We start from the raw sequence: 25185 nt of genomic DNA on the forward strand, positions 1-25185 counted from the left end.
GCCTTGACCGATACGACAACCTTCCTGGCCACCCGCCGCTCGATCCCGATTCCGCTGCTTGCCGCACCGGCCCCTGAGGGCGCCGAGCTCGACGACATCCTGCGGATCGCGGCACGGGTTCCCGACCACGGCAAGCTCGCGCCCTGGCGCTTCATTCTCTATCGCGGCGAAGCCGCGGTCGATCTGGGCGCGGCGCTGGCCGATCTGGCCCAGAACCGCGAAGGCGCCCCGCTGAGCGAAGCGCGCCAGCGTGCCGAATCGACGCGCCTCAGCCGCAGCCCGCTGGTCATCGGTGTCGTCTCCACAGCCCGCGAGCATGTGAAGATCCCGATCTGGGAACAGGTTCTGTCGGCCGGTGCCGCCGCCATGAACCTCGTGACGGCCGTCCACGCGCGCGGCTACGGCGCCAACTGGGTGACCGAGTGGGTGGCGTATGACGACGATGCCAAGGCGATCCTCGGCATCGCGGCGGACGAGAAGGTGGTGGGGTTCGTCCATGTCGGCACGCCGCAGGAGCCGCCGACGGAGCGTCCGCGGCCCGATCTCGGCGACATCGTCACCGAGGCGCGGGCGAGGGACGCAGGCTGATGCTGTTCTACGAGCCCGAGCGCGGCGATCACGGCCTGCCGCACGATCCCTTCAAGGCGATCGTTTCGCCGCGGCCGATCGGCTGGATCTCGACACGTGCCGGGGACGGCACGGCCAATCTGGCGCCCTACAGCTTCTTCAACGCGGTGAGCGACCATCCCAAGCTGGTGATGTTCGCCTCCGCCGGGTTCAAGGATTCGGCCGACATCGCCATCGAGACCGGCGAGTTCGTCGCCAATTTCGTGACCGGCGATCTCGCCCAGGCGCTCAACCGGACCTCGGCGCCCGCACCGCGTGGCCGCAGCGAATTCGAGCTGGCCGGCTTGACCGAGGCGCCATGCCGTCTCGTGGCGGCGCCGCGTGTTGCCGAGAGCCCGGCGGCGCTCGAATGCAGGGTGACGCAATCCTTTCAGCCGACCGACATCGACGGTAAGCCGTCGGACTGGGTCATGGTCATCGGGCAGGTCGTCGGCATCTATATCGACGAGGCGATCCTGCGCGACGGGATGCTCGACATGGCTCTCGCGCGGCCATTGTCCCGCCTTGGCTATCTCGACTACGCGGTGACGGGCGAGGTCTTCCAGATGCGCCGGCCGAGCCGCGAGGATGCCGGCGACGCCTGACCGGACCTCTTGCATCGGTCACCGCGCGGCGCGCATCGCTGTGCGCCCGATCCGCCGGCATGGTTGACGCTTCGTCGAGCGACATGGTGAACGAAACCTAAACCTTTGCTGGGCACTATCGTCTGCAACAGTCGGTAGCGGAGCAGAGGTCGCGTTTCCCATGATCGTCCAGCGGTTCGTCAAATGGTGCGAGACGGCGACGAGCTCGCAGCGCGCTGAAGGTGCGGCGATCCTTTCCCGCGCGCTCGTCGACGGGCGGATCACCGAAGAGGAACGGCCGGGTGCGGACGCTGCGCTGATCCTGCTGCTGGACGATCCGTCGCCCAAGGTCCGCCATGCAATGGCGATGGAACTGGCCGATGGGCGCGGTGCACCGCGGGCCGTGCTGCGGGCGCTCTGCGAAGACAATGACAGCATTGCCTGCATCGTCGCCGGCCGCTCGCCGGCACTGTCCGACGACGATCTCATCGACCTCGTGGCGACGGGCTCTAACGCCCTGCGCGGCGCCATCGCCGGTCGTCGTCTGGTCTCGACCCGCGTCGCGGCAGCCCTGGCGGAACTCGCCGACGCCGCCAATTGCGTCGTGCTCCTCGCCAATCCGGGCGCCGGCATCGCCGGCATCAGCTACCGCCGCCTGGCCGAGCGCCATGGCGACATCGCAGCCGTCCGGGGTGCACTGATGGCGCGCAGCGATCTGCCGTCGACCGTCCGCCAGACCCTCATCCTGCGTACGGGGCAGGCGCTGGCCGAGCTGCCGATGCTGCGCAATCTCATCGGCGGCGAACGCGCCGACCGCCTGGCCTTCGAAGCATGCGAGAGGGCGACGGCGCTCCTGGCGGACAATATCTGCGAGGGCGAGGTGGCGGCCCTCGTCGAGCATCTGCGCGCCAGCGGCCAGTTGAACGTGGCGTTCCTGCTGCGCACCGTCTGTGGCGGCAACATCGATCTCTTCGCCGCCGCACTCGTACGACTCTCGGCCATGTCGGACCGCCGGGTGCGCACCATCCTGGCCGACGGTCGGCAGAGTGCGTTCCGTACGCTCATGGCGGCCGCCGGGCTGCCTGCGGCCTCGGCGCCGCTGTTCCGCTGCGCCGTCGCCGTCTGGCGGGACCTGGCCGTAGGGCGCCTGTCCGTCGCCGTGGAGGATGTCCCGCAAGTGATCATGCAGCGCGTCGCCGGCTCCTTTGCCGACTTGCGCGGCGAAACCGGCTTCGACGAGATCATGCGCTTCCTGCATCGCCTTGCCGGCGAAACCAGCCGCGATGCGGCCCGCCAACGCGCCCGCCAGCTCGCCGCATAGCGCGCCGTGCGACCAACAGGACGCAGAGGTACGCTCAGGCGTATGGAATCGGTTCCGCCAGACCGCAGGGCCAGGAGTCAGTAGCGGAACTGTTCAGCCAGGATCCGCTCGTCCCAGGAATGGTCCGAATCGAACAGGATCAGCCCGGTGTCGTTCATCGATTCGCGGATGGTGATGCGCCGGACCGACTTCACCTCGGTCGCGTCCGCCACCGCGTTGACCGGCCGCTTCTCGGGCTCCAGCACCGTGATCTCCACCGTCTGGTGGTTGGGCAGGAGCGCGCCGCGCCAGCGGCGCGGGCGGAAGGGGCTGACCGGGGTGAGGGCGAGCAGCGGCGCGTCGACCGGGATGATCGGCCCTTGCGCCGAGAGATTGTAGGCGGTGGAGCCGATCGGCGTCGCCACCATCACACCGTCGCAGACCAGCTCNCCGGGGTGAGGGCGAGCAGCGGCGCGTCGACCGGGATGATCGGCCCTTGCGCCGAGAGATTGTAGGCGGTGGAGCCGATCGGCGTCGCCACCATCACACCGTCGCAGACCAGCTCTTCCAGCCGCACCTGGCCGTCGATGGAGATCTGCAGCTTGGCGGCCTGGTAGGACTGCCGGAACAGCGCGACCTCGTTGATCGCCAGCGCCGAATGCGTGACGCCCGCCGCGTCTTCCGCAGTCATCGTCAGCGGATGGATGGTGTTCTCCGCCGCCTCGGCCAGCCGTTCTCGCAGTCCGGTTTCCCGGTAGTGGTTCATCAGGAAGCCGATCGTGCCCTTGTTCATGCCGTAGATCGGGATGCCGCTGTTCATGAAGCGGTGCAGGGTCTGCAGCATGAAGCCGTCGCCGCCGAGCGCGACGATGATCTCGGCGGTCTCCGGCCGGTCGTTGCCGTAGAGCGCCGACAGGCGCTGTGCGGCTTCCTGCGCGGAGGCGGTCTCGCTGGCCAGAAAGCTGAGGGACTGGGGAATGCGTCGCATCGATGGGTGGGCACTTCTGAGACGGAGGCGGGCAGGGCGCGAAGACGGCCCCTTCAGGACGTAACCCGTCCCGCGCCGCAGGCCAAGCGTGGCCCGATGCGCGCTGCCGTGAAAATCCCGCTGCAAAGCGCTGAGCGATATGCTATGGCGCAGCCGCGCCGGATTAGCTCAGCGGTAGAGCAGCGGTTTTGTAAACCGAAGGTCGGGGGTTCAATCCCCTCATCCGGCACCAATAATTTCATATACTTAGCGGCATGCTCGCCCAATTCCATGTCGCGTTCATGTTGCAGCCAGTTCCCTTGATTTGCAGGGGTTTACCGTTACCCTCGGCAACTCCACGCGACATGGGATGCGACATGGCGAGGACGCGGACATCTGAATATCCTGCAGAAGTGTCAGGGTCATAGTTTCAAGAGCTTGATACGCTAGAGTGCCGATCATGAGCGAAACGACAGACAACGTCATTGGGGTCTTCACGATCGATCAGGCTGCCCGCCTGACCGGCGTGAGCAGGCGTCAACTCGCCTCTTGGGAGCGCGATGGTTTCTTCTCGCCAAGCATCGTCTATGGCGAGAAGGGAGCGCATACGCGCCTCTATTCGTTCCGCGACCTTCTTTCGCTGAAAGTGCTCAACCAACTTCGCAATGACACGCGCATTCCGATGGACCATCTTCGGGAGGTCAAATCGGATCTAAGCCATCTCGGCGACGATATGTGGGTGCGGAGCACACTCTACCTTCTCGGCAGGCGCGTTGTCATTCAACGCGACGACGACACGCGCCATGAGGCCGGATCAGGCCAAGAGGTTCTGCAAATTCCACTGAAGGTCATCGTCGGCGGAATGCGCGAGCGGATTCGTGAGATGAACGAAAGAAGTGATGACGAGATCGGGAGGATCGATCGAACTCGAGGGATAGTAGGCAATCGGCCCGTCATAGCTGGTACCCGAATTCCAGTATCAACCATCAAGGAATTCGACGCGGCTGGTTATACCGTCCCACAAATCCTTGCCGAGTATCCGATCCTCGACAGAAGAGACGTTGAGGCCGCCATCGCATTCGAGGACAAGCGCTGCGCCGCATGAGATTTTTGCTGGATGAAGGAGTTCCAGTGTCAGTGGGCAACGTCCTCGCGCAAGCGGGACATGACGTTGTATTCTTCAATAGCAGCGGTTTGACCAAAAGTACGCCGGATCCCGTTGTCTGCGCAGCAGCGGAAGCCAGTGACGCCGTGCTCGTGGCTGCTGACAAAGATATGAAGACGCTGGCACGCGGGCACGGGATCACCAAAGCTCGGTTCAAGACATTGGGCCTGATCAGGTTTGAATGCCCCAAGCCGATGGCATCCACACGGACAGCAGATGCCGTCTCCTTGATCGAGCACGAGTGGGACAAGGTGAAAGAGGGGCGCTGTGATCGGCTATACATCGTGCTCGGTGAGGGCATGATACGCACCCATCGGTGACTTCGGATCTTCAGCCATCCGCAGTCGATTGGCGTCGGCGGTCTCGGCCGTCGTTGCCGGGCGCTTGCATCCCGCACGCGCGCCTGCTTCCTGTAGATTTCCTGCGGCTGGCTCAGTGGTATTTGGGGGCACGATGGAGTTGAACGTGGACTGGCAGGTGGTCGGAGCTCTGGCGTCGGCTGTGGCCGCCGGATGTGCAGCTTTCGCCGCATGGGTTGGTCCCGTGCGGGCCGCACAAGTTGCCGAAACCCTTCGCCAGAAGCACTACGACGAATCCGAAGAGCGGCGGGTCAAGCTGCACGTGTTTGCGAGCCTTCTTCAGGATAGGCGCAATTGGCTTTCGTCCCTTGAAGGCGTTCGCGCTCTGAACACTGTCGACCTCGCGTTCCGAAAATCCCCAGAGGTGAGGGAAGCGTGGGCGCGATATCAGCAGACGCTTTTGAATGGCGGTGCCCTATTCCCCGATCACGAAAAGGAGCACCGGGAAGATTCGCTTTTGGCTGAGATGGCTCGAGACCTGGGTGTTGGCACTGAGATTCGTGGGTCGGACCTCGGCCGTTATCCAAACCCTGGATGGCGAAGTAAGCTCAGCTTGGCTCAAATGCTCCAAGCTGAGGCAATAATCGTTGATGCTGGGAATAGGCAGAGGACTGCCGCCCCGGTGCACGACGGTGAGACTGCCGAGACAACGCCGGAGGAAGATGCGCCGGCTGCTGAGCCGGGGATCACGACGCCGTCCCGGTAGCCGCACCAGGGGTGTCGGTCATGCTGCTTCGCGGGTCGCCATAGCAGCCTCCAGGCGCGCATACAGCAGCCCGCGCAGGGTATGCCGCACCGGCCACGGCCGAAGCGCTACAGCGCTCTCCCTGAGGCTCCTGAGCGGGATTGCGTCGAAGGCGTCGAGCAGAGCCCCGCCGGCATCCCGCCAGTCCTTGCGCGCCGCCAGGATGTCGCTGATGGCGAGGATGGTCTCGCTCCACATCTCATCGCGGTTCGCCCGGGTCTCCCGGATGCACCGGACGACGGTGACGAGGTGTCCCTCGCCATGCTCGGCGACGATCGCCTTGAAGGCCCCGCGGGCGTGGGTCTCGTTCGGCCCCCGGCGGCGCCAGGTCGGAATGATCCGGATGCCGAGCTGATCGGCGAGGACGTCGAGGCGACCCTTCGGCCGACATGTCTTCGGCGTAGCGTCGATAACCAAACTCATCGTCGGATATCCTCATCGACTAGAAATTCTTATCGACGTTGTAGAACTGCGCCGGGGGTCGGCAACTCACCTATCCGCAGCGTTCTTCCATCGCCGAATTGAGAGCATGCCACCAGAGACCGATTGCACGGTTCTCTGCCTCCGGGAGAACGATCCCGGCATCCTTGTAATTCTGGTTGTCGTTGGTGCGGACGAAGTCGAAGAGCTCGCCCTCGGTGTCCTCGATCTTGTATGCGTCGCTGAAACCGGAGGCGTTGCCGTTCAGGGCTGCGAAACTCCCGGACGCGCCGACCACATTCATCGAAGGCTCCGCGCATGCGATGACCACGGCGTCGCCGACGAACGGCCAGGGCTCATCCGTGAGCATGTCGCCCCGGTCGATGCGTTCAACTGCGATGACCGGAAGATCCAAGTACTGGGCACTTGAGGAGACGAAGCGGGCGGGGTCCGATTGATCATCCTGAGCGACGGCAGGTCCGACCACCCCCGGCGCCATGACGATGACGGCCACTGCGAAGATGATTTCCCTCGTGGATCTGAATGCAGTCATTGCGTGCTGTCCTCTCACTGCTGGTGATCGAGTCCTTGATCATAGCCCAACCCGGAGCGTCGAGCGCGACACGCTGGACAGGAGGCCACCACCCTCGCTCTCGCCGAGCTGGAAGGTGACAGCCGCCCTCATGGCACCCGTGTGAATTAGTGGGTTGCTGCTGCCCTTCTGGCGAATGGTCGAGGGCGCGTTGGGCGGCGATCGCAGGGCGGTGATCTCCTGCTGCACGTGGCCCTGAGCCAGGATGCCAAGGCGCGACAGGATAGCCTCGCGGGAAGCCGCAGGGCGCCCGCCGGCGATCGCCTTCACGATGCCGCGCAACTCGGCCTTCATCGCGTGCTGGTACCTGTTCCTGTTCGCTCGGAATGCCATCGATAACGCCGGGCGCGCCGGGATCGTGCGGGTGCCGAAGTGCGTGTAGACGGCACGCTCAAGGATTCCAGTATCGGTCCCCGTCGGCCATCCAATTTTCACACTGTCGGGACCGCTAGACAGGGATCGAAGCGAGACGAGCGCCTGGGCGAGCTTGTAGGGGCTCTTCCTCGTAAGCTTCGCAATCGGGCGCGGGGCCATGGCTACGGCGCTGCGGCAGATGCGGCCACTCCAGGTCGGGTCTGGACCGCCGCCTGGCCAACAGCCCTGCCGACGGCCGCGCCGACCGCTGCCGGCGCCTGACTGGCCTCCTGGACGTTCACAGTAACCTGTGGCGCACCGACATTGACGCTCTGGTTCCTGTTGTCGGTGTTCGCGATCGACTGATTGAGTGCGGCGGCTGCTGCCGGCCCCTGCATTGCCTCGAAGTGGGCGGCCATGTTGGCGAGGCCCTGCTGAAGGGCCGCAGCATTCACATCGGAGGTTCCGCCAGCCGTTGCAGAGAACGACTCGTCGATCCGGGGCATGCGGGCGACAGCATCGGTGACTGTGTTGCTGGCGGCGATGATGGCGTCCGTGGCGGTTTTCAGGAGGACCTGGCCCGACGAGTCGAAGAGCGGGTCCGATGCCTTCACATCGCCTCGGCCTTCTGCGGCCAGGCGCTGCCCCGCGAGTTCATTTGCCTGATACCGCCAGAGGTCCGGGTCTTCCTCCTGCAAGCTCGATGTCAGCCGCTGGATCTCACGCCACTGATCATAAAAACCTTCCACGCCGCGGCGGCGAAGGCCCTCTTCCTGTGCCGCATCATCGGAAAGATCGTCGGCGAGAGAGCCAAGGACCCCACCCGCCGCCGGCGCCAGGGTGGATCCGAGTTCTGTCTTGAACCTCTTCCACGCCCCGAGAGTGCGATCGATATCGGTCTGGGTGTTGGCTAGGACCCGTTCGAGATCGGGAGCGATTGTGCCGCTCGCGTCCTGTATCGACTTCTCGAACCCGGCAAGCTTTTCGCGGTTGCCGACCAAGGCCCGCATGCCCTGGGCAACCTGCACGTCGGTGAACAGGGTGTTGATCTGGTCCATGTTCCCCTGCAACGCCTTGGCGGTCGCTGCGATGAAGGAATCCATGCGGTCCATGCCGGCCAGCATGTTGGTTTCCATCTCGGCCGGGAGATCGATGCCGAAATCGGCGAAGCTCTTCCTCGTCTGCTCCACGTTGAGCTTGGCCATGACGTTTTCGAACCGGTTCGCCGCCTCGGCCGACGTCCCGGTCTCGAGCCTGACGGTCTGCAACAGCGAGACGAGTTTCGACAGCCCTTCCGTGCCTTCGTAGCCGAGAGCCTTGAACGCCGGGGCAAGGCTCGGAAGCTCGCCGGCCATGTCCTTCAGTTCGAAGGCGCCTTCCTTGCCGCCCTTCGCGAGGATGTCGAAGGCGAGCTGCATCTGGTCGCCCGCGATCCCGAAGTTCTCGGCGATCGTGACGGCCGAGTTCGCGATGTCGGTCGGGGCTGAATCTGTCGCCATGGCCGTGCCGAGGATCGCCGGCATCATGGACATGGATTTTTCGAACTCGACGTTTTTTGCGATCAGCGCATCAAGCGCCCGCACGGGCTGGTCGAGACCGTCATAGCCCATATCGTCGGCCATGGACTGGAGCTGCCGGCGCGCATGGGCCATCCGCTCGTCAGCCACCTCGGCGCTGTTGCCGATGTAGGTCAGGGTCCGTTCGACGCCGGCAAATTCACGAACCGCAGCCGCGCCAACAGTTGCCATAGCGCCGCCGGCTACCGCGCCCATCCTCGCCAGCTTGCCGACCATCGCGCTGGCGCTTCCCTCGACGCCTTTGAGGCCCTGCTCGAATTTCTTCCGCTCGCCATCGCCCTCGTACTTCAGGCCGAGCATCACGACGAGTGAGTCCAGAATGGTCATCAGGCGGCACTCCGCAGTTCAGCGTGGGCCATCATCGCCGCAACGGTGCGCCCGGTGATGGATTGACGATCGAGGGGGCCACCGGCTTCCCAGAGGCATCCGCAGCCGAGGCACGGGCCCGAGCTAGGCCTCGGTGGAAGCAGGGGCTCAAGCGTCTTCGGAAACATGGTGAAGGCCACGAACATGACGGCCATGCTCCGGCTGATCTCGCTCCCCGTCTCGTTGTTGCGGGCGTAGTGGATCACCAGCGACTTCAGGGTCTCGGCCGACATGGCGGGGCCCTGGGCGAGTTCCGCCTCGGCGACCACTGCGGTGATGCCAGCGCACGACCGCAGCACGATCGCGTAGGCGACAGCGCGGCGGCGTAGGCCGAGGGCACGCCGCTCCTCCGGGGAGGCGGGACGAAGCGCGGCATACTCCCCCTCGAGGAGATCGAGATCGGCGATCGGCGTCAGGGACTGCATGAGGATCCCTTCCATGGTCAGGCTCCAATTCTGCAATGAGATCCGGCACGGCCGCGGTCGACGATCCCGACGTGATTTCCGGTGATGCCGCGCTGGACGGCGTCGTAGGCCTGGCCGTCGGCGGTGGTGCCCGAGGTCCATTCGATCTGCGACACGTACCCGCAGGACAGTTCCGACGTGCCGGCCTGAATCCTTGCGATGGCGGCCGCGTCCTGGACGATGATGGTGGCGGTCACGAATTCGCCCGCCCGGCCGACTTCCTCGCCGACGGTGCCAACGGCATCGCGCCGCCAGGTCGAAGACGAAACCGGGTCGACGGGATGCCCGATCGTGACCGGCGCATTGGCGAAGGACCGGAGCGCTTTTGTCCGGAAGACCTCGGTCACTGGCCGGAAAACCCGCACCTTCTGAAGTTCGGGACGGTCGAGCTCGTCACCGCGATATTCGTAGACGCCCGCCCGTGCCAGCTTGGCCCGTGCCACCAGATAGCCGGCGGCCGTGATCCGCACTCCATCGACGGGCGAGACATCCAGGAAGAGCATCGATCAGGCCTTCCAGGCGTTCGACGTGCGGCTGCACATCGCCTGATAGGAGGCCTCGCTCTTCGCCGCGTCATCGTCCATGCCGGCAGCCTTGGCGTCGGCGAAGGCCTGCGCATAGGCGTGGTCGGCGGCATCCTTGACGCTGTCGGCGACATTCGTCTGCTGCGCCGTGCCCTTCCACTCATTGCGGTCGCGGTCCTTCATCGTCTGGTAGGCGGTATCGCTCACCTTCCAGCCGTCGGAGATCCGCTGCTCATAGTTGGCCTGGCCGTTGTCGGCGCCGCTGGCAGAATCCATCATCATGGCCGAGGTCCGGACGCTGGAGCCATCTTTCACGATGCCCTCGGCACCGCACGAACACACCGGACCGGTGCACACACACTTCGCGGTCATGCCGCTTCTCCTTGCTTGGAATTTCCGACCGGCGAGGCGAGCGCATCCGGAGACCTCGCCGGTCCTGGACGCGGCTTCGGTGTTAGATGCACCTTCTCCGCATTCGTGGTTTCGGGATCGAAGACGCGGGTGCCGGCGATCGAATTATCCCGTCCCCAGATCATCTCAGGGCGTCCGGTCCTCGAGAACGACGGGATGTCCATCCGCACCAGTGGTCGGGACGAGTGGTGCCACCCCGGGCGGGCGTGCTGCTCGACACCCATGATCCGGTTCCCGCCGGCAGGAAGCCTGTAGTTCGCGGCATCGACTTCACGATCAGCGGCAGCAACCTCCTCGAGGAGAGCCCCGAGCTTGTTCGCCAGGTCCCGATACTCGGCCTTCAGACGGGCCGACGCGGCGTCGCGCTTGGCGATCGCCGCCTTGTAGATCTTGGTGAGCTGGGCCTGTTCCTCGGCCTCCTTGAACTCGCCGAGTTTCTCGCGAAGCACCGCGGCGGCCTTCGTCATCCGCTCCTGGATGAAGCTGGCATCTTCCACGGCCTTCCGAGCCGCGGCGATCTCACCATCGGACAGGAGAGGATCGAGGGCGCGCTCCCGGGCTTCGTCATGGTCGGCGACGGCCTGCTTCGATGCGGCCTCGGCTTCGAAGATCAGGCTTTCGACGCCCTGGCTCTTGCCGGCCTTGATCGCGGCCTGGATTCGTTCGTTCAACGGCTTGTCCATCAGGCGAACTCCTCCCGCTTGGAGCGCTGCGCCTGCTTCGCCTTGATGGCGGCCGCGGCTTCGGCATTCCGCTCATAGTTCGTCTTCGGCACCTCGATCCCGGCGGCGCGGGCGCGTTCGGCGATGAGTTGCTCGATCAAGGCGAAGGGCTGGGTCCCCTCGGTCGCGGCGAGCTTCGTCAGCGCGTCACGGAACCCGGCCTTGGTGAAACCGGAGACCTGGAGGGAAACAGTCCGCTCGGGATCGCCCGACGGCTCCCGCTTCTTCATTTCATCAGTGATGACGACCACGGGGGTCTCCTTTGATTTTGAGGTGCGATAGGGAAGGCATCAGGCTGCCTCGCTCTGAAGGTCGCCGACCCGGAACACGCCAGGGAAAGATGCACCCGAACGTGCCAGCTTCTCCGCCGCGGCAGTGATGACGAATTCATTCGGGGTAATGCCGGCGCGATTGGCGGCATCGAAGAGCGCGGACCGGAATGCGGGAATAACGCGGGCGCCGTTCAGGAAGAGCTGAGCGGACGCAACTTCTGGTCGGGAAGGACCGGGCATCGAAAAATCTCCCTCATTGATCGGCCATCATTCGACCACATGAGGAATCTCGGGTTTAGCGGACACGTCCTGCCATCTGCGGACTGTGAGATCGCCTATTTCACCTAGGGACGAGGACCGGACACCATGTCGACCACAGATTACCCTGACCTCGAAATCAACATCGACGATATCCTCGAAGAGAGTTCAGAGGAGAAGAAAGGGGATCCGCTTCGGCCCGGGGCGAGCCCTGTCCCGGGCAGCAGAGGAGCACGGACAGATATGGCGACTGATCAGACTTGGCGTATCGATGGTGGCCTCGACGGGATCGGCGAGGATCTGGAAAATCGCGTTCGGAGCTGGAGAAACATGGTGCTGCTCCTGAAGCAGCACCGTCCACAGCTCGAGACCGCAGCGGCAGAGCGCGAAAAGCTGATCAAGGCTCTGGAGCGTCTTGTGCCCGAAGTTGTTGAAGTCGACTCGACGCTAAGGGCGGCGTTGGCGAAGACCCAGTCTGGCGACCTCTCCGACGATCTAGCCGGTCACTTCAGCAAGAACCTGAGGGCTCTCGAAGAACTGGAAGAGGTTGCGGAGGCCCTCACGGGCAATCTCGTCTGGATGCGATCCGTCTGGGAGCAGTATGCGCGAACCATCGTCCAGGCGCAGACAATGCGTGAGCAGATGGAAAGGAGCGGGAACCGAAGCTAAAGCGAAGCGAGCCCGAGATGTTCGGCGTAGCGGCGCACCCGCTGCGCCTCGAAATTCCCGCGCCGCAACTCCTCGATCGCCTGCCCGTCGCCGTACAGCTTTGCCTCTAACGCCACCGCAGAGATCTCCCAGGACGAAGTCGGACTGGTCCGCCGTCCTATTCCGTCGGCCCGGCACCAACGCGAGATCGTTTTTTCTGACTTGCCGGTTCGGTAGACAGCTTCCTTCAAGCTGATGATCTCGCCCGGCCGCATCAGCACAGGCAGGGGCGCGCCGGAGGGGCCGGTCATCATTAGCCTCCCTGCCGCATCCGCCAGAATCGGTTGCTCTCTTCCCCGGTTCCTATGCTCCAGGCGTCAATCCTGTAGCCGCTGCCCTTCGTCTTCAGGGTCGATAGCACCCCCGCCACCGAATTGGCGACGTCGTCGTGGCCACCCGGCGCATGGTCGATGGAATCCTTGCCCGATCGCGACGTCCGGCGCTCGAGCCCGACGATCTGTGAGACGATCCGATCATTCTCCAGGAGGTCGACCTCACCGCTGTTCAGGTACGGCAGAAGATCGCGGTACAGGTCCGATTTCGGGCTGGCCGACGGCTCGTAGGTGATGTGGTGGTTCCTGAAGGCCTCGCGGGGCCACTCGCCGGCATACCGGTCACCGACGATCCTGCTGACACGGTAACGCTTCAGAAGCTCGGCGTAGTTCGCCACGACCGCCTCAGGGCTGAAGGGCGGCTTGGTCTCCCGCACGGCGTCCAAAATGGCGATCCTCTTGGACCCGGTTCCTTCCAGATGCCCGATGGCCAGCGTGAAGCTGTCGGCGCTACCGCCCGACGGATCCACGAAGGCCTTGTATTGGACCGTCGACAGAGGCGCCCGCTCATAGACCCCGAGCGACACGCACGCCTCGACCACCTCCCTGGTGACGAAGGCTTCGATGTCCGTCCGGAATTCGGCCAGGTATTCCGCACGAGCCGAGGACTCGTCCCGCTCCATTGCCCGGTCCACTACCTTCTGAGGCAGGGACGGGTTCAGCGTGCGGGATGGCGCCTGCGCCACGAGGATGAGCGGATCGCCTTTCAGACCGAAGTGCCGGCGCCAGTTGGTGTAGACCTCGCCGCGGCGGGCGTAGGGCGACGAGATCACAATCAGCGGGCCGCCGGTGGTGGCTAGGGCCGGCCGGATGGCGTTCAGGATCTCGGTGTCAGGTTTCGCGGAGTTGTCCGACCTCCAGAAAGCCGCCTCGTCGCCGATCGCCGCCACCGCGGTGATGCCGCGCGCGGTTCTGTAGCTGGCCGGCCTGACCTCCAGATCGACGCCGGTGCTCAGACTGATCGTCTCAGCCGTCTTGTGCGTCACCAGCCCGGCGAGCATGGGCACGGTCTCGAAGATGCCGGCAGCATACCCATAGGCGACCGCTGCCTGACGGGTGGACGCGGCCATGAAGGGGATCACCCCGCGCTCGCCCTGGGCCAGCTTCTGAGAGTGGTCGACGAAGGATCCGAAGTAGGTCGCGAGGACGGCCGCAGCGCGCGTCTTGCCCCCACGACGGCCGACCACAGCCCAGAACTCCTCGACCATTTCCATGGGCTCGACCTCGCGCCCGGTGAGGGCCGTGAAGATCGCGCGCTCCTCGTCGTCGAGGCGCTCGCCCATGATGGCGATGAGGAGGGCCCGCCACGCCTTCCACGTGTCGCCCGGCATCACGCTCCCGAGGAGGTGAGGATCCGCCAGGGCTTCGCGCATCGTGATCAGGGCGCTCAAGCGGCGGATCTCCCGCCGAGGTAGCTGGCAAGGTCAGGAGCTTTCGGCTTGGCGGCCTGCGCCTTCACGCCGATGTCCTTCATCATCCGGGCCAGGGTGTTCGACAGCCGCACGAGCTGCTCGGCGTCGACCGGCTCGCCCCTGACGATGGCGGACTGCATCCGCTCGGCCTGGATCATCACGCCGGCCGCGTGACGGACCATCGCGCGCTGCGGTTCGGTGAGAGATGCTTCGCCGCCAAGCTCGTCGGAGAGGGAACGCACCAGGTCTCGGAAGCGGCGTGCGGATGCGCTGCGGCCATCCACTCCGGCAAGCAGCCGCGTTCCATTCGATACCGCCGCACGAGAGGCGGAGGATCGGCCTGCGAAGGAGGGTGCAATCGTGTCCATGTCCGAAGAAATGAACCGATTTCGGCGGCACTTCAACGGCATTTACGCGGGCTAGACTGGTGCTACTTCACCGGCTGCATGTTGTTGCATCTACACGCGCTTAGTTGCTCAAGACGAGGATGTGATATTTATTTACTCAGGCCTGTGGAAATCCCTCACGAAGTCGCCTGGAGCACCCGGGACACCTGCATGGCGCTCCATTTAACCCCGCCACGCGCCGTCGGGATGCCTCGCTCCGTCAGCCCTTTTGCGAGCCCATTGAGGCTGGTGATCCCTTCCTTGCGCAGATCCTCGATCACTGGCACCAGATCAGCCGCCCGGGCCTTTGCCTTCGTCGTGGCGGCTTTCCTGCCGGCAATGCGGGCCTCAGCAGTGAGCGTGCTGCCCCGGAAGCCACCGAGCTTCGTTCCGCGTGCCTTCGCCGCCTGTAGGGCTGCCTTCGTCCGCTGCGAGATCATCTTGCGCTCGGCCTGGGCGACCACGGCCATGATGCCAACCACCATCTCGTTGGCCTCCGGCATGTCGGCCGCGACGAACTTCACGCTGCCCTTCTGGAGGCTGAGGAGGAAGGCGGCGTCACGAGACAGCCGGTCCAGCTTGGCGATCACCAAGGTGGCGTTGTGGAGGCGACAGAGGGCCATGGCAGCGGCAAGCTGGGGGCGATCGTCCTTCCCGCCGCTCTCGGTCTCTACGAACTCCTGCAAGAGCTTCCATGAGCCCCCGTTGAGGAAGTCCGCCACCGCCTGGCGCTGCGCCTCGAGGCCAAGGCCAGAGCGTCCCTGCCGCTCGGTGGAGACCCGGAGGTACGAGATGAACTTGCCGTTGGCCATTGCTGGAAGCCTTTAACGTCTCTGTCAACCTTCGTAGACTTAAGCGTGAAACGAGAAGACTGGCAAGGCGGCAGCGTCACCGAGCGGCGAGAAAAATGAGGAGGTCGGACGTTCTCAAATCCCCGGCCTGACGTATGATCTCACGATGAAATTCACCCTCGACCAGAACTGCCTGATCGCTCTCGAACGGAATGAGCCTACAGCGGCCGCTATCCGTGCTCTGGCAGAGGCGCATGACAAGAAGCGCATTCAAGTCGCCGTGCTCGGCATTTCGGCTTCAGAGCGGCAACTGGGCGGGGGATACCTCGACAACATCGGCGCCTTCCGCGCGTATCTCTTGGAGCTCGGACTCCAGGGGTTGGATATCTACAAGCCCGTCGGGATCTGGGGTGTGACGTTCTATGACTGGTCCCACTGCGCGAGCGCGGAAGACGAGCCGCAGATGAGGGCGATCCACGAAGTCATGTTCAGGTCGGAATACGACTGGGCTGATGTCGCGGCGCGCACCGGGGAGCATGTCGAAAGCACCGATGGGGACGGCTACCGCCTATGGCGAAATCGCCGCTGCGACGTCCAGGGTCTGCACTCCCACATCAGGAACGGCGCCGACGTCTTCGTTACGAGTGATTGGCATTTTCACGGTAAAGCTGCACCTCTGATTGGCTTAGGAGCAAAGCGGATAGCGACGCCTGATGAAGCAGCGGCGTTGGTCTGATCAGCACGAGGCTGGTGGATGACTGGAACTGGCCCGCTCCTTCCGCGCCTCTCCTAGCCCGTATGGGTATCTGAGGCACCGGAGAGCGTAGGGATCGGCCCTGCTATGCCTACTCAGCCACAGGCATGGTCGCGCACGACGCTTGATCCATCACACCGACAACGAGGCATGCGAGTTGGACCCCACCCAGTTGATCTTCACCGCGACGACCTGGATCGTTCCAATTCTCACGGCGATCACGCTGCACGAGGCTGCGCATGCCTACAGTGCGTGGCGCCTTGGGGACGATACCGCCTTCAGGCTCGGCCGGGTGACGTTCAACCCCATCCGGCACGTCGATCCCTTCGGCACGATCATCGTTCCCGGGTTACTGCTCCTCACCGGCGCACCGTTCCTGTTCGGCTGGGCGAAGCCGGTACCGGTGGCCGTGGGGCGGCTCGGCAATCCACGTCGCGATATGGCGCTGGTAGCCTTCGCGGGCCCGCTGATGAACGTCGGCCTGGCGATCGTGTCGGCGCTCCTGTTGCGGGCCGTACCGCTGTTTCCCGAAGCGGCGGCGCCGTGGATCGTTCAGACGCTCTACCAGTCGATATTGCTCAATCTGGTGCTGGCGATTTTCAACATGCTCCCGCTGCCGCCACTCGACGGTAGCCGCATCCTCGCAAGTCTCCTTCCGGCTGGGCTGGCGCGTCACTACGCCCGGCTGGATCGCTTCGGTTTCCTCATCCTGATCGGGATCATCTTCCTCCTGCCAATGCTTGGGCGGCAGGTAGGGCTGGATCTGAACCTATTCCGGTGGCTGGTCGGCGTCCCGCTGGCGTGGCTGACGCCGTTCTTCCTGACATTGGCCGGAGGCGGATAGACTGCACGACCAAACGCGCCAATGAGCATCCGGTCTCTCGGCCTATGGAGCTATGGCCTTTCAGCAGCGGAGGCACTCTTGCGGGCTTCGAAAGGATGATTCATCTAGGAACGCTCGCCTCTACCTCTCGTTCTCTTCAGCAGTTGAAGATAATGGGAGGAATCCGACGATGAAACGCATGTCTCTTCTCTTGGCGAGCGCTGCGCTCGTCACCCTGCCCATCAGTGCCGCATCCGCCGATTGTCGCGAAGAAATCGCCTTGCTCGGCGGGTCAGACGTGACGGCGTCGATTGGTTCTGCGGACACGGCTGCATCTGGCACAGCAGACGGAAAGACCACAAACTTCGAAACCGGCGCCGGGTTGGACACCGGCCCGGCAGAGGTCAGCAAGGACGGCAGCATGGCACCGCTAGAAAGCAAGGCTGATGCGTCGACCGACATGGAGACCAGTGGCGCAACCGGCGCTCAGGCTACAACGTCCACCGGTTCCGGCCAGTCCGGTACCAGCGACACGCAGACCGCCGGCGAGGTCAGCAAGGACGGCTCCGCCATGCCTATGGACTCCGGCAGCGACACTGCGATGTCTGGCCAGGACGGCCAGGCGCAGCAGGACGGTGCGCAGACGGCGGCGAGCGCTGCAGCTGGCAGTGGCGACACTTCGGCAAGCTCGTCCATGACGGCTGACGCGTCGCAGGACGACAGCCCACTGGCTCGGGCCGAACTGGCGCTGGCCGCGGGCGACGAGGAAGCCTGTATGGCTGCCATCGAGGAGGCGAAAGCTGCCAAGACGCAGTAGTCGCCCAACCCACTGAGATCGACGAAGGGCGCCTGCTTGTTGCCGGCGCCCTTTTTCATATCACCGTCAGGCCGCGGAGTTTCGCGATCTTCGTCAGAATGGAAGGGTGGATGGGACGCGACTGAACGTGGTTACGCCGCGTCCTCCTGTCCTCTGGACCACAGGGGCTTTGCCCCCGTACCCCCACCAGGGCATTTGGCCCTGGACCCCATGGCTGTCCGCTTCGCGTCCATCCCGCTCAAGAGTCAGGCTGCATCGTTCGGCCAGCCCTGACGATAGGTCGTGAGGAAGATCACTTCGTGAGAGACGGCGGCCGTGTACCATTCGACCTCAGCGGCAATCTGCTTGGGGGAATGGCCGGTTGCCTTCAGGTCGGCACGAAGACGGCGGATGTGGCTGCGCCAGTACGTCCGGCCGGCGTCGACGTCACGATCGGCCAGGGCGCGTGCGGTTGCGCTGACGAAGCCCTTCCGCCGCGCGAGCGGGAACGGGACGATCTCGGCGGGTCCGCGGCGTTCGGTGAACAGGTCAAACTGCATCGTCGGCCTCCTGAGCTCCTTCAAGGGTATCTTCAAGGGTGGCGGGGCCACGGTGTCCCCCCTGGTCAGTTTCACCAGCGGGGCCACGGTGTCCCCCTTCGTCCCACTCTTCAATGGCACCGGAGAAGGCACTCGGAACAGCCAGACGGATGGTTCTCTTAGTGACGATCCGACCGCCCCGCTGCTTGCGCCATCCGAGATCGACGAGGAGGAGGCCCAAGCGTTGATAGGCGCCGACCTCTCGTTTCATGGTGCTCTCGTCGCATCCTCCGGCCCGGCGCGCGAGCGTCTCGTTGGTGGGCCAAAGCTCGCCTGATTGCCAGTTGATGAACCGCTCGATGAGGGCGATCAGGCGGAAGCTCTGCCGCTCCTCGTGAAGCACCTGCATCGCAATCTGGTGCCATGCATCGAAAAGCTCACGACGCGCTTTCGTCTCGGTGGGCCACCGGAGAGGCACGCTCTGGCGCTGGGCAATGAGACGACGGCGGCCATGCCGTGGCGCCTCGCTTGCTCGACCAGATCCGGAGGGGACGAAGGCCGCCGGCGCTGCCCCCGCAGGTTTCGCCACCACGCCCTTCAAAGGCACCTCCGGCGCCGGGTGGCGGCTTCGCTGATCGCCGCGCATGCATCGACAGTGGAAAGACCGAACCTGCGCCGCAGCGCCGGAATGATAGGTGACGGGGGATGATCTTCGGAAGCAAGCCAGGCGGCCGCCTCGTCGATCGCGGCCGTGCTCTCATGGCAGTGGCCGGTGCTGCCGCCGACGGGGATGGTGCTCATGCATCACCTCCGATCGCCTTGCGGATGATCTCGCCGTCGATTGTGCGCTCGACCTTTTGCCACCACGATTCGGTCTTCGCCTCGTCGGCGATCAGCCAGGCTTCGGTCGCGACGGAGACCGGCACGCCCATCAGCACCAAGGCTTTCCAGCCATCCTCGCCTCGAGCCATGGCTTCGGCAGCGATCTTCGCGAGTTCGTCGAGGATCTCCTTTCGAGTTTGATCGCTCATGCCGATCCTCCGATCTGCGCTTTTACGTCGTCGACCGTGAGCGCCGGCATCAGGGCGTCTGCCGATGGCATGGATTCGAGGAAGGTTCGGGCATTGTCGGTCGTCAGACCGCCGACCATGATCTTCTCTTGGATCTCGACTGATCGCCGCTCGATGGCGGCGCGTGCCGTCTTCTCTGCCGCCTCGATCTGACGGGTGGCCACACGACGCATTTCGATGCGCTGATCCTTCGCGGCGTTTCGGCGGCGGCCATACCATCCGCACTGCAGTGAGGGTGCGAAGTCGCGGGGGATGCCGAGCCGCTCGCATTCTGCAGCAATGGCTTCCTGCGCTTCCTTCACCTTGGCGTTGGCCGCATCCACGGCTTCCAGCCACACCTCGTTTTCGTCGAAGGAGTAGAGACGATCCATCTGCGTCTCGAATTCCGAAAGGAGGTGCGCGGCACGTTCCTTCACCTCCGACTTCGCTACGCGCTCACGCTGGCGAGCAATCTTGATGAGGGTTTCCCGATCGGCACGGGTCATGGTGTCCGTCATTGGGCCGGCTCCTCTTCGGAGCGGTCGATGATCCGGCATCCCACGTCTCGGGCCCAGGCTACGGCGGCCTCGTCGGCCTTCGCTCTGTCGGTGCCGGCATAGTCGTGAATGATGCCGCCATCCTCATCGACGAAATCGACCATGTGGATCCATCGTCCGATCATCTGGCGGTCAGTTCCTCCGGTGCAGCGACCGGACGAGATCAGGACGTGAGCCGGGTTGAAAGCGACGACGTTGCTCATGCGCTCCTCCCCTCGGCTGCAGCGATCTTCGCCTCGATCCATGCCTGGACGGCATCCTCCGACCAGCCGACACAGCGTGAAGTGATCGATATCGAGCGGGGGAACCGGCCGGCGCTGATCTCGGCATAAAGCGTCCGACGGGTCAGCCCCGTCCGATCCAGGACCGCGTCGATGCGGAGCATGCGGTTTGCCATGCAGGCACCTCGGCTTCGCGTTCGTTGATGAGGGATGGCGAGCGGGAGGAGGACGTTCATGCTGCGGCCCTCTCTTCCAGGAAGGTGGCCACGGCCGCCAAGACGTTTTCGATCAGAGCGGGCTGGTAGCCGCAGCCCGAACATTCCTGCCGGACGAGACGGACTGCCTCGATCGCGCCGGCATCGGTCGTGGGTACGGGCGGCGCCGTACAGAACTGCTCATAGAAAGCGTGCCACGTGGCGACGGCCAGAGCTTCGTTCTCATCGTCTGGCAGATCACCGGCGGCGTTGTGGGCGGCCACGCCCTTCCGGTACTCATTGACCAGTGCCAGCATCGGGTCCTGGTCCCGCGCGGCATAGTCCCGCAGAACAGCGGCGTTCCAGCCCTCGGACCAAACGGTGGCGACCTTCTTGCTAGCGTCCCACACCTCTCCGATCAGGTGGACGAAGCAGTCCTTCTGCTCCTCGGAGAGCACATAGCCGTTTTCGACCAGCGTCAGTTCGCAGAGACACTGAAGGGCATTCGCCCGGTCCTTGGCTTCGAAGATCGGCGTCTCGATCTCGCCCATGGCGTCAGCGAACGTCTCGCCGCGAGTGGTGGTGCCGGTCATGACGCCCTCCGCATAGCGAAGGTAAGATGATTAGCATCTTCCCACTGGGCCAACGCGGCTTTGAACAGCGTCTCGGTCTGGTAGACCGCCCACGTCAGGGCTTCGGCCCGGTTGTCGTCGATCGTGACGGCACGCCCTCCAGGAACAGCGTGGTAGTCAGTAATGCTGTCCTCGGCGAGAAGCGCGGCGATGCGCGCCATGTTCATCGCTTCGTTCTGGGGAGCCTCCAGCCTTCCGACGGCATCGGTAAGCTGACCGAGGGAAGGCGCTCCGCGATCGGCTGGCGCGTTCCCGCCGGTGGTGCTATGTGTATGGACGTTCATGTCCTGATCCATTTCCTGGTGGGTTGAACCGTGGTCCGGGGAGGTTGCAGCCTCTGCCGGGCCGTTTGCTTTCTGAGAGGGCGTCAAAGGATCGCCCTCCGATCCTGCGAGCGCCGGACGACTGAGCTTGTCCGGGCTTTCGCCTTGCCGATGACGCGCCGAGCGCGCCACGCCCAGAACCGGGCCTGGAGCCGATAGAGCCATCTCACGCCGACGCCTTCCGGGTGGCGGCCTGCAGCCGCATGGTCCAGTAGGTGATGCGATCGAGGACCGCTGACGCACCGTCGTGATAGGTGTTTCCGATCGGCTCGCCGGCAGCTTCAGAGATCGCCTCGGCGGTCTCGGCCGGCATGATGCTCTGATTGTTTTCCAGATTGAGACAGCACAGCCGGAGGGCTTTCCGTAGCGCCTGCGTGCCGCCCCCGATCTCGGCTTCGTTCGGCCATCCCACGAGGGCCCGGAAGCCATCCTCGATGCCACGGATGTCGCCGCGAGCGATGTCGTCTTCGATGTCGGTGACGTTCATGCCGCGGTCTCCATGAAGAAGGCCCGCAGCTTGCCGCGCTCGGCGACGTACCGGGTGCCGATCTGCTTCACCGGCAATTCGCCCTTGGCGCACATGTGATAGGTCGCCGCCTCGCTGCGGCCGATCATCTTTGCGATCGCTGCAACCCCCCAAACGAGATCGAGGGTTTCGGTGGTGGTGGTCATTTTCCTTAACTCCGTGTTATTCTCACGGTGATACCGTTCTCACGGTGATAAAAATTAGTCAACCGTGTTTCTCACGGTGATAGGAAATTGCGCGATGGCGAAAACGGGGCGGCAGTCTTTCCAGCAAATGTTGCGCTTGCCGGATGATATGCGAGATCAGCTCAAAGCTGCGGCTGATGCGAACAATCGCTCGATGAACGCAGAAATTATAGCTCGACTTGCAGAGAGCTTCGAGAGCAATGCTCGCTTGGTCGCAGCAGAGCACGAAGTCGAAAAGCTTCACCGAGACCTAGCTTATCAAACAGGCATGAAAGATAGTCTTCGAGAAGGTCTGCAGGTTTTCATTTCTCACGTCAGTAAGGCTGAGAAGGGCTCTCATATATCTATGGATGCTATTATGGACGAAATTTCCAAGACGCCGGCCAACCGGGAGTAGGCTTATGTCCGTCCGCAAGCGCACCTGGACGACGAAGGGCGTCGAGCGATCGGCCTGGGTCGTCGATTACGTCGACGGCGCCGGCAAGCGTCGGCTGAAGACCTTCGCGAAGAAGAAGGAGGCTGACGGGTTCTCGGCCACAGCGCATGTCGAGGTCCGAGAGGGAACCCACGTTGCCGATAGTGCAAGCGCCACGGTCGAGACCGCCGGCAAGCTGTGGATCGCCAGTGCGACGGCCGCCGGCTTGGAGAGATCGACGATCGCCAGCTACGAACAGCACCTTCGCCTGCACATCATTCCCATCCTCGGTACGACGATGATCTCGGCGCTGACGATTCCCATGCTGCGGAGCTTCGAAGACGAGCTGCGCCAGAAGGGGCGCTCGGCCGCGATGACGAGGCGCGTCGTGGTCAGCCTCGGCACGATGCTCGCCGACGCTCAGGAGCGCGGCCTAGTTCGTCGCAATATCGTCCGCGATCTGCGGGGCAGGCGTGGGGGCAGGGACGAACGCCAGGAGAAGCGCCACAAGGGCCGTCTGAAGGTCGGCGTGGACATTCCGACGCGGGAAGAGGTCAAGGCGCTCGTGGACGCGGCTGATGGCCGGTGGCGGCCGTTCCTGCTCGTGGCGATCTTCTGCGGGCTGCGGGCGTCAGAGCTGCGAGGTCTGCGCTGGACCGATGTCGACATGGCGAAGCGCGAAGTGCGCGTTCACCAGCGGGCCGACCGCTTCAACGAGATCGGCGCACCGAAGTCAGCATCCGGCGAGCGCACGATCCCGGCGCCACCTATGGTCATCAACGCCCTGAAGGAATGGAAGCTGGCGTGCCCGGCAGGCGATCTCGACCTCGTGTTCCCGAACGGCGCAGGGAAGGTCGAAGAGCTGACGAACATCCTGCGCCGCGGATTGCGACCGACGTGGATTGCAGCCGGTGTGACGGTCCCTGGTGACGACGGCCAGGCGAAGGCCAAGTACGGCGGGATGCATTCGCTCCGCCACTTCTACGCCTCGTGGTGCATCAATCGAAAAGAGGAGGGCGGGCTCGGCCTGCCGGCCAAGCTTGTGCAGGAGCGCATGGGGCACTCGACGATCGCACTCACGATGGACCGATATTCGCACCTCTTCCCGAACTACGATGACGGCTCGGAACTGGCCTCGGCCTCGGCTTGGATGACAGCCTGACGCGACATGGATGCGACATGGGAGCTGAAACCCCTTACGTAGCAGGGGTCTCCAGCCAATTTGTAAACCGAAGGTCGGGGGTTCAATCCCCTCATCCGGCACCACCTCCCTGTCACCCGAGTGTTCCCCATCAGCCGAGATGGCGACGCGTCGCATAAAGCGCGATGGCAGCGGCGTTGGAGACATTGAGCGAGCGGATCGCTCCCGGCATTTCGAGCCGTGCGAGCGCGTCCACCGTGGCCTGCGTCTTCTGCCGCAGGCCCTTGCCCTCGGCGCCCAGAACGATGGCGATGCGATCGCCGGCCAGGCTCGCCTCGAAGGATTCGGGACCGTCCGAATCGAGGCCGATGGTCCGGAAGCCTTGCCTGGACAGCGCGCTCAGCGCATCGGCAAGATTGACCACCTCGATCTGGGTGACATGCTCCAGCGCGCCCGAGGCAGCCTTGGCCAGAACGCCGCCTTCCTGGGGCGAGTGCCGCGTCGTGGTCACCAGCGCATCGGCGCCGAAGGCGGTCGCCGAACGCAGGATCGCGCCGACATTGTGCGGATCGGTCACCTGGTCGAGCACGATGACGAGCCGGGCTCCCCCCAGATCGTCGAGCCGGATCGCGGGAAGCGGCTCGGTCTCCAGCATGACTCCCTGGTGCACCGCCTCGCCGCCGAGTTCGGCGTCGAGGCGCTTGGGCTCGACCATCTCCACCGGGCAGCGGATGGCGTCTTCCGCCATCTCCAGGCGGGCGAGGGCGTTTCGCGTCACCAGCAGCTGATGGAGCTTGCGGCGCGGATTGATCAGGGCCGCCGCCACCGTGTGGAGGCCATAGAGCCGCACGCGACCTGCAGGGGCCGGGCGCCCCGGCTGCGGCCGCCGCTTGGGCGCGGCGGACGGCGCTGCGCCGTCGGCGCGCTTGCGGTCGCGATGGGCCCGCCGAAGCGTGGCGTAATGGGTGTCCTTGGGGGTGCCCGAAGGCGTATCGTCGCTCATCTGCGCTTCTCTATCCCAGCCGGTGATCCGAGGAAAGCAGCGATCCCGGGCAGCCGGGATGCCGGGTCGCAGCATGCCGTCCCTGCCGCAGGGCCGGTTTCGCGCGGCCCGGTCGAGATCGATGCGGCTCGCCTCCCGATCCGGCGTTGACAGATCGCTCGCTGGCCATCATAAGGCCGCTCGGAAACGCCCGGTCCCGCGCCGGACGCTTCCAGCAGCCAGGCCAAGCGCCTGCACGCTTCGACGGCAGTCCGGAGGGATGCCCGAGTGGTTAAAGGGGACGGACTGTAAATCCGTTGGCTATGCCTACGTTGGTTCAAATCCAACTCCCTCCACCACTGCCGGTCGAACGGCGATGCGAAGGCGCGGGTATAGCTCAATGGTAGAGCAGCAGCCTTCCAAGCTGAATATGCGGGTTCGATTCCCGCTACCCGCTCCAGTCCACTCCGAATACTGAATGCTCTGCGCCTGCTGCGCGCCCCGTCCGGGGCCGCTACCAGCGGGTTTGGCGCAGGCGCATTTGCGCAGCGCTTGTCATTGGCCGCTGCACTCGTTATGTCGCGCCCGGACTCACGCATACGTTCAGTTGGGAGCCGACAATGGCCAAGAGCAAATTCGAGCGCAACAAGCCGCATGTGAACATCGGCACGATTGGTCACGTCGACCATGGCAAGACGTCGCTGACGGCGGCGATCACGAAGTATTTCGGCGA

The 25185-nt window shown here is 64.3% G+C and carries 39 protein-coding genes, 3 tRNA genes and 2 pseudogenes; 16 read left to right on the forward strand and 28 right to left on the reverse strand.

What is annotated here, in order from left to right; translation table 11 throughout:
* Window positions 1–3: 3 nt before the first annotated feature.
* From VQ042_RS07975 to VQ042_RS07985, 3 genes are all read left to right on the forward strand, one after another.
* Entirely contained in the window at window positions 4–588 is a 585-nt protein-coding gene (locus tag VQ042_RS07975; RefSeq protein WP_331817311.1) for a nitroreductase family protein, read from the forward strand.
* 2 nt (window positions 589–590) lie between these two features.
* The gene (locus VQ042_RS07980) at window positions 591–1211 is read left to right on the forward strand and encodes a flavin reductase family protein (RefSeq protein WP_442880058.1); all 621 of its coding nucleotides are present in this window, start codon (window positions 591–593) and stop codon (window positions 1209–1211) included.
* 160 nt (window positions 1212–1371) lie between these two features.
* The gene (locus tag VQ042_RS07985) at window positions 1372–2511 is read left to right on the forward strand and encodes a DUF2336 domain-containing protein (protein ID WP_331817315.1); all 1140 of its coding nucleotides are present in this window, start codon (window positions 1372–1374) and stop codon (window positions 2509–2511) included.
* 77 nt (window positions 2512–2588) lie between these two features.
* Here VQ042_RS07985 and VQ042_RS07990 read toward each other — a convergent pair.
* Window positions 2589–2939, reverse strand: a pseudogene (locus tag VQ042_RS07990) (NAD kinase); the annotation flags it as partial.
* Window positions 2940–2953: 14 nt separating this feature from the next.
* Window positions 2954–3478, reverse strand: a pseudogene (locus VQ042_RS07995) (NAD kinase); the annotation flags it as partial.
* A gap of 157 nt (window positions 3479–3635) precedes the next feature.
* Here VQ042_RS07995 and VQ042_RS08000 point away from each other — a divergent pair.
* From VQ042_RS08000 to VQ042_RS08015, 4 genes are all read left to right on the forward strand, one after another.
* A tRNA-Thr gene (locus VQ042_RS08000) sits at window positions 3636–3710 on the forward strand.
* 207 nt (window positions 3711–3917) lie between these two features.
* Complete coding sequence (locus VQ042_RS08005) at window positions 3918–4562, forward strand: DUF433 domain-containing protein (protein WP_331817319.1); 645 nt, start codon at window positions 3918–3920, stop codon at window positions 4560–4562.
* Window positions 4559–4942, forward strand: a complete 384-nt coding sequence (locus VQ042_RS08010) for a DUF5615 family PIN-like protein (protein ID WP_331817321.1) — start codon at window positions 4559–4561, stop codon at window positions 4940–4942. The genes VQ042_RS08005 and VQ042_RS08010 overlap by 4 nt, the downstream gene beginning before the upstream one ends.
* A 133-nt stretch (window positions 4943–5075) precedes the next feature.
* Window positions 5076–5687 (forward strand): DUF6680 family protein, encoded by a 612-nt coding sequence (locus tag VQ042_RS08015; protein WP_331817323.1) that lies wholly within the window; start codon window positions 5076–5078, stop codon window positions 5685–5687.
* Window positions 5688–5705: 18 nt separating this feature from the next.
* Here VQ042_RS08015 and VQ042_RS08020 read toward each other — a convergent pair whose 3' ends face one another.
* From VQ042_RS08020 to VQ042_RS08065, 10 genes are all read right to left on the reverse strand, one after another.
* Window positions 5706–6149, reverse strand: coding sequence for a hypothetical protein (locus VQ042_RS08020; protein WP_331817325.1), 444 nt, complete (start codon window positions 6147–6149; stop codon window positions 5706–5708).
* 70 nt (window positions 6150–6219) lie between these two features.
* Window positions 6220–6699 (reverse strand): hypothetical protein, encoded by a 480-nt coding sequence (locus tag VQ042_RS08025; protein WP_331817327.1) that lies wholly within the window; start codon window positions 6697–6699, stop codon window positions 6220–6222.
* Window positions 6700–6738: 39 nt separating this feature from the next.
* Window positions 6739–7032 (reverse strand): hypothetical protein, encoded by a 294-nt coding sequence (locus VQ042_RS08030; protein ID WP_331817329.1) that lies wholly within the window; start codon window positions 7030–7032, stop codon window positions 6739–6741.
* Window positions 7033–7274: 242 nt separating this feature from the next.
* Window positions 7275–8996, reverse strand: a complete 1722-nt coding sequence (locus VQ042_RS08035; RefSeq protein WP_331817331.1) for a phage tail tape measure protein — start codon at window positions 8994–8996, stop codon at window positions 7275–7277.
* Window positions 8996–9475 (reverse strand): hypothetical protein, encoded by a 480-nt coding sequence (locus VQ042_RS08040; RefSeq protein ID WP_331817333.1) that lies wholly within the window; start codon window positions 9473–9475, stop codon window positions 8996–8998. Before VQ042_RS08040 ends, VQ042_RS08035 begins: the two co-directional genes overlap by 1 nt.
* 2 nt (window positions 9476–9477) lie before the next feature.
* Window positions 9478–10002: a DUF2213 domain-containing protein gene (locus tag VQ042_RS08045; protein WP_331817335.1), complete on the reverse strand. Its 525-nt coding sequence runs from the start codon at window positions 10000–10002 to the stop codon at window positions 9478–9480.
* A 3-nt stretch (window positions 10003–10005) separates the two neighbouring features.
* The gene (locus VQ042_RS08050) at window positions 10006–10395 is read right to left on the reverse strand and encodes a hypothetical protein (protein ID WP_331817337.1); all 390 of its coding nucleotides are present in this window, start codon (window positions 10393–10395) and stop codon (window positions 10006–10008) included.
* Window positions 10392–11117, reverse strand: coding sequence for a hypothetical protein (locus tag VQ042_RS08055; protein WP_331817338.1), 726 nt, complete (start codon window positions 11115–11117; stop codon window positions 10392–10394). Before VQ042_RS08055 ends, VQ042_RS08050 begins: the two co-directional genes overlap by 4 nt.
* On the reverse strand, window positions 11117–11407 hold the full coding sequence (locus VQ042_RS08060; RefSeq protein ID WP_331817339.1) for a hypothetical protein: 291 nt from the start codon (window positions 11405–11407) through the stop codon (window positions 11117–11119). Before VQ042_RS08060 ends, VQ042_RS08055 begins: the two co-directional genes overlap by 1 nt.
* 39 nt (window positions 11408–11446) lie before the next feature.
* Window positions 11447–11668, reverse strand: a complete 222-nt coding sequence (locus VQ042_RS08065) for a hypothetical protein (RefSeq protein ID WP_331817340.1) — start codon at window positions 11666–11668, stop codon at window positions 11447–11449.
* A gap of 126 nt (window positions 11669–11794) precedes the next feature.
* Between VQ042_RS08065 and VQ042_RS08070 the strand changes: the two genes are divergently transcribed.
* Window positions 11795–12355, forward strand: coding sequence for a hypothetical protein (locus tag VQ042_RS08070; RefSeq protein WP_331817342.1), 561 nt, complete (start codon window positions 11795–11797; stop codon window positions 12353–12355).
* Here the strand turns inward: VQ042_RS08070 and VQ042_RS08075 are convergent.
* The 4 genes from VQ042_RS08075 to VQ042_RS08090 form a co-directional block, all read right to left on the reverse strand.
* Window positions 12352–12645 (reverse strand): hypothetical protein, encoded by a 294-nt coding sequence (locus VQ042_RS08075; protein ID WP_331817344.1) that lies wholly within the window; start codon window positions 12643–12645, stop codon window positions 12352–12354. The genes VQ042_RS08070 and VQ042_RS08075 overlap by 4 nt on opposite strands.
* A 2-nt stretch (window positions 12646–12647) precedes the next feature.
* Window positions 12648–14117 (reverse strand): hypothetical protein, encoded by a 1470-nt coding sequence (locus VQ042_RS08080; RefSeq protein ID WP_331817346.1) that lies wholly within the window; start codon window positions 14115–14117, stop codon window positions 12648–12650.
* Window positions 14114–14380 (reverse strand): hypothetical protein, encoded by a 267-nt coding sequence (locus VQ042_RS08085; RefSeq protein ID WP_331817348.1) that lies wholly within the window; start codon window positions 14378–14380, stop codon window positions 14114–14116. The genes VQ042_RS08080 and VQ042_RS08085 overlap by 4 nt, the downstream gene beginning before the upstream one ends.
* A gap of 281 nt (window positions 14381–14661) precedes the next feature.
* The gene (locus VQ042_RS08090) at window positions 14662–15336 is read right to left on the reverse strand and encodes a recombinase family protein (RefSeq protein WP_331817350.1); all 675 of its coding nucleotides are present in this window, start codon (window positions 15334–15336) and stop codon (window positions 14662–14664) included.
* A gap of 145 nt (window positions 15337–15481) precedes the next feature.
* Here VQ042_RS08090 and VQ042_RS08095 point away from each other — a divergent pair, with 145 nt between their 5' ends.
* From VQ042_RS08095 to VQ042_RS08105, 3 genes are all read left to right on the forward strand, one after another.
* Window positions 15482–16051, forward strand: coding sequence for a hypothetical protein (locus VQ042_RS08095; RefSeq protein ID WP_331817351.1), 570 nt, complete (start codon window positions 15482–15484; stop codon window positions 16049–16051).
* A 175-nt stretch (window positions 16052–16226) separates the two neighbouring features.
* Window positions 16227–16913 carry a site-2 protease family protein gene (locus VQ042_RS08100; protein ID WP_331817353.1) on the forward strand — a complete coding sequence of 229 codons (687 nt, stop codon included), beginning with the start codon at window positions 16227–16229 and terminating at the stop codon, window positions 16911–16913.
* Window positions 16914–17082: 169 nt separating this feature from the next.
* A complete protein-coding gene (locus tag VQ042_RS08105) occupies window positions 17083–17709 on the forward strand; it encodes a hypothetical protein (protein WP_331817355.1) in 627 nt (208 codons plus the stop codon).
* A gap of 245 nt (window positions 17710–17954) precedes the next feature.
* On the opposite strand, the gene VQ042_RS08110 is transcribed toward VQ042_RS08105, so the two are convergent.
* The 11 genes from VQ042_RS08110 to VQ042_RS08160 all read right to left on the reverse strand — a co-directional run bounded on the left by VQ042_RS08110 (window position 17955) and on the right by VQ042_RS08160 (window position 21875).
* Window positions 17955–18248: a DUF6074 family protein gene (locus VQ042_RS08110; RefSeq protein ID WP_331817357.1), complete on the reverse strand. Its 294-nt coding sequence runs from the start codon at window positions 18246–18248 to the stop codon at window positions 17955–17957.
* Complete coding sequence (locus tag VQ042_RS08115) at window positions 18238–18636, reverse strand: hypothetical protein (protein WP_331817359.1); 399 nt, start codon at window positions 18634–18636, stop codon at window positions 18238–18240. Before VQ042_RS08115 ends, VQ042_RS08110 begins: the two co-directional genes overlap by 11 nt.
* Before the next feature lie 188 nt (window positions 18637–18824).
* Complete coding sequence (locus VQ042_RS08120; protein WP_331817361.1) at window positions 18825–19028, reverse strand: hypothetical protein; 204 nt, start codon at window positions 19026–19028, stop codon at window positions 18825–18827.
* Entirely contained in the window at window positions 19025–19258 is a 234-nt protein-coding gene (locus VQ042_RS08125) for a hypothetical protein (protein ID WP_331817363.1), read from the reverse strand. The genes VQ042_RS08120 and VQ042_RS08125 overlap by 4 nt, the downstream gene beginning before the upstream one ends.
* Complete coding sequence (locus VQ042_RS08130; protein ID WP_331817365.1) at window positions 19255–19794, reverse strand: hypothetical protein; 540 nt, start codon at window positions 19792–19794, stop codon at window positions 19255–19257. The genes VQ042_RS08125 and VQ042_RS08130 overlap by 4 nt, the downstream gene beginning before the upstream one ends.
* Window positions 19791–20036 (reverse strand): hypothetical protein, encoded by a 246-nt coding sequence (locus VQ042_RS08135; RefSeq protein ID WP_331817367.1) that lies wholly within the window; start codon window positions 20034–20036, stop codon window positions 19791–19793. Before VQ042_RS08135 ends, VQ042_RS08130 begins: the two co-directional genes overlap by 4 nt.
* A complete protein-coding gene (locus VQ042_RS08140) occupies window positions 20033–20230 on the reverse strand; it encodes a helix-turn-helix transcriptional regulator (RefSeq protein ID WP_331817369.1) in 198 nt (65 codons plus the stop codon). The genes VQ042_RS08135 and VQ042_RS08140 overlap by 4 nt, the downstream gene beginning before the upstream one ends.
* Before the next feature lie 56 nt (window positions 20231–20286).
* Window positions 20287–20841, reverse strand: coding sequence for a hypothetical protein (locus tag VQ042_RS08145; protein ID WP_331817371.1), 555 nt, complete (start codon window positions 20839–20841; stop codon window positions 20287–20289).
* A complete protein-coding gene (locus VQ042_RS08150; protein WP_331817373.1) occupies window positions 20838–21164 on the reverse strand; it encodes a hypothetical protein in 327 nt (108 codons plus the stop codon). Before VQ042_RS08150 ends, VQ042_RS08145 begins: the two co-directional genes overlap by 4 nt.
* Before the next feature lie 205 nt (window positions 21165–21369).
* Complete coding sequence (locus tag VQ042_RS08155; protein WP_331817375.1) at window positions 21370–21690, reverse strand: hypothetical protein; 321 nt, start codon at window positions 21688–21690, stop codon at window positions 21370–21372.
* On the reverse strand, window positions 21687–21875 hold the full coding sequence (locus VQ042_RS08160) for a hypothetical protein (protein ID WP_331817377.1): 189 nt from the start codon (window positions 21873–21875) through the stop codon (window positions 21687–21689). Before VQ042_RS08160 ends, VQ042_RS08155 begins: the two co-directional genes overlap by 4 nt.
* Before the next feature lie 94 nt (window positions 21876–21969).
* Here VQ042_RS08160 and VQ042_RS08165 point away from each other — a divergent pair, with 94 nt between their 5' ends.
* A complete protein-coding gene (locus tag VQ042_RS08165) occupies window positions 21970–22311 on the forward strand; it encodes an Arc family DNA-binding protein (RefSeq protein WP_331817379.1) in 342 nt (113 codons plus the stop codon).
* A 4-nt stretch (window positions 22312–22315) separates the two neighbouring features.
* Window positions 22316–23491 (forward strand): tyrosine-type recombinase/integrase, encoded by a 1176-nt coding sequence (locus tag VQ042_RS08170; protein ID WP_331817381.1) that lies wholly within the window; start codon window positions 22316–22318, stop codon window positions 23489–23491.
* A gap of 130 nt (window positions 23492–23621) precedes the next feature.
* Here VQ042_RS08170 and VQ042_RS08175 read toward each other — a convergent pair whose 3' ends face one another.
* A complete protein-coding gene (locus tag VQ042_RS08175) occupies window positions 23622–24473 on the reverse strand; it encodes a TrmH family RNA methyltransferase (protein ID WP_331817383.1) in 852 nt (283 codons plus the stop codon).
* A gap of 253 nt (window positions 24474–24726) precedes the next feature.
* Between VQ042_RS08175 and VQ042_RS08180 the strand changes: the two genes are divergently transcribed.
* From VQ042_RS08180 to VQ042_RS08190, 3 genes are all read left to right on the forward strand, one after another.
* Window positions 24727–24811 (forward strand) — tRNA-Tyr (locus VQ042_RS08180).
* Between the two features lie 27 nt (window positions 24812–24838).
* Window positions 24839–24912, forward strand: a tRNA-Gly gene (locus VQ042_RS08185).
* Window positions 24913–25072: 160 nt separating this feature from the next.
* Window positions 25073–25185: GTP-binding protein (locus VQ042_RS08190; protein ID WP_134887344.1), on the forward strand; the 113-nt coding region annotated here is incomplete at its 3' end.

The organism is Aurantimonas sp. A2-1-M11, assembly GCF_036549475.1.
Taxonomy (GTDB): domain Bacteria; phylum Pseudomonadota; class Alphaproteobacteria; order Rhizobiales; family Rhizobiaceae; genus Aurantimonas.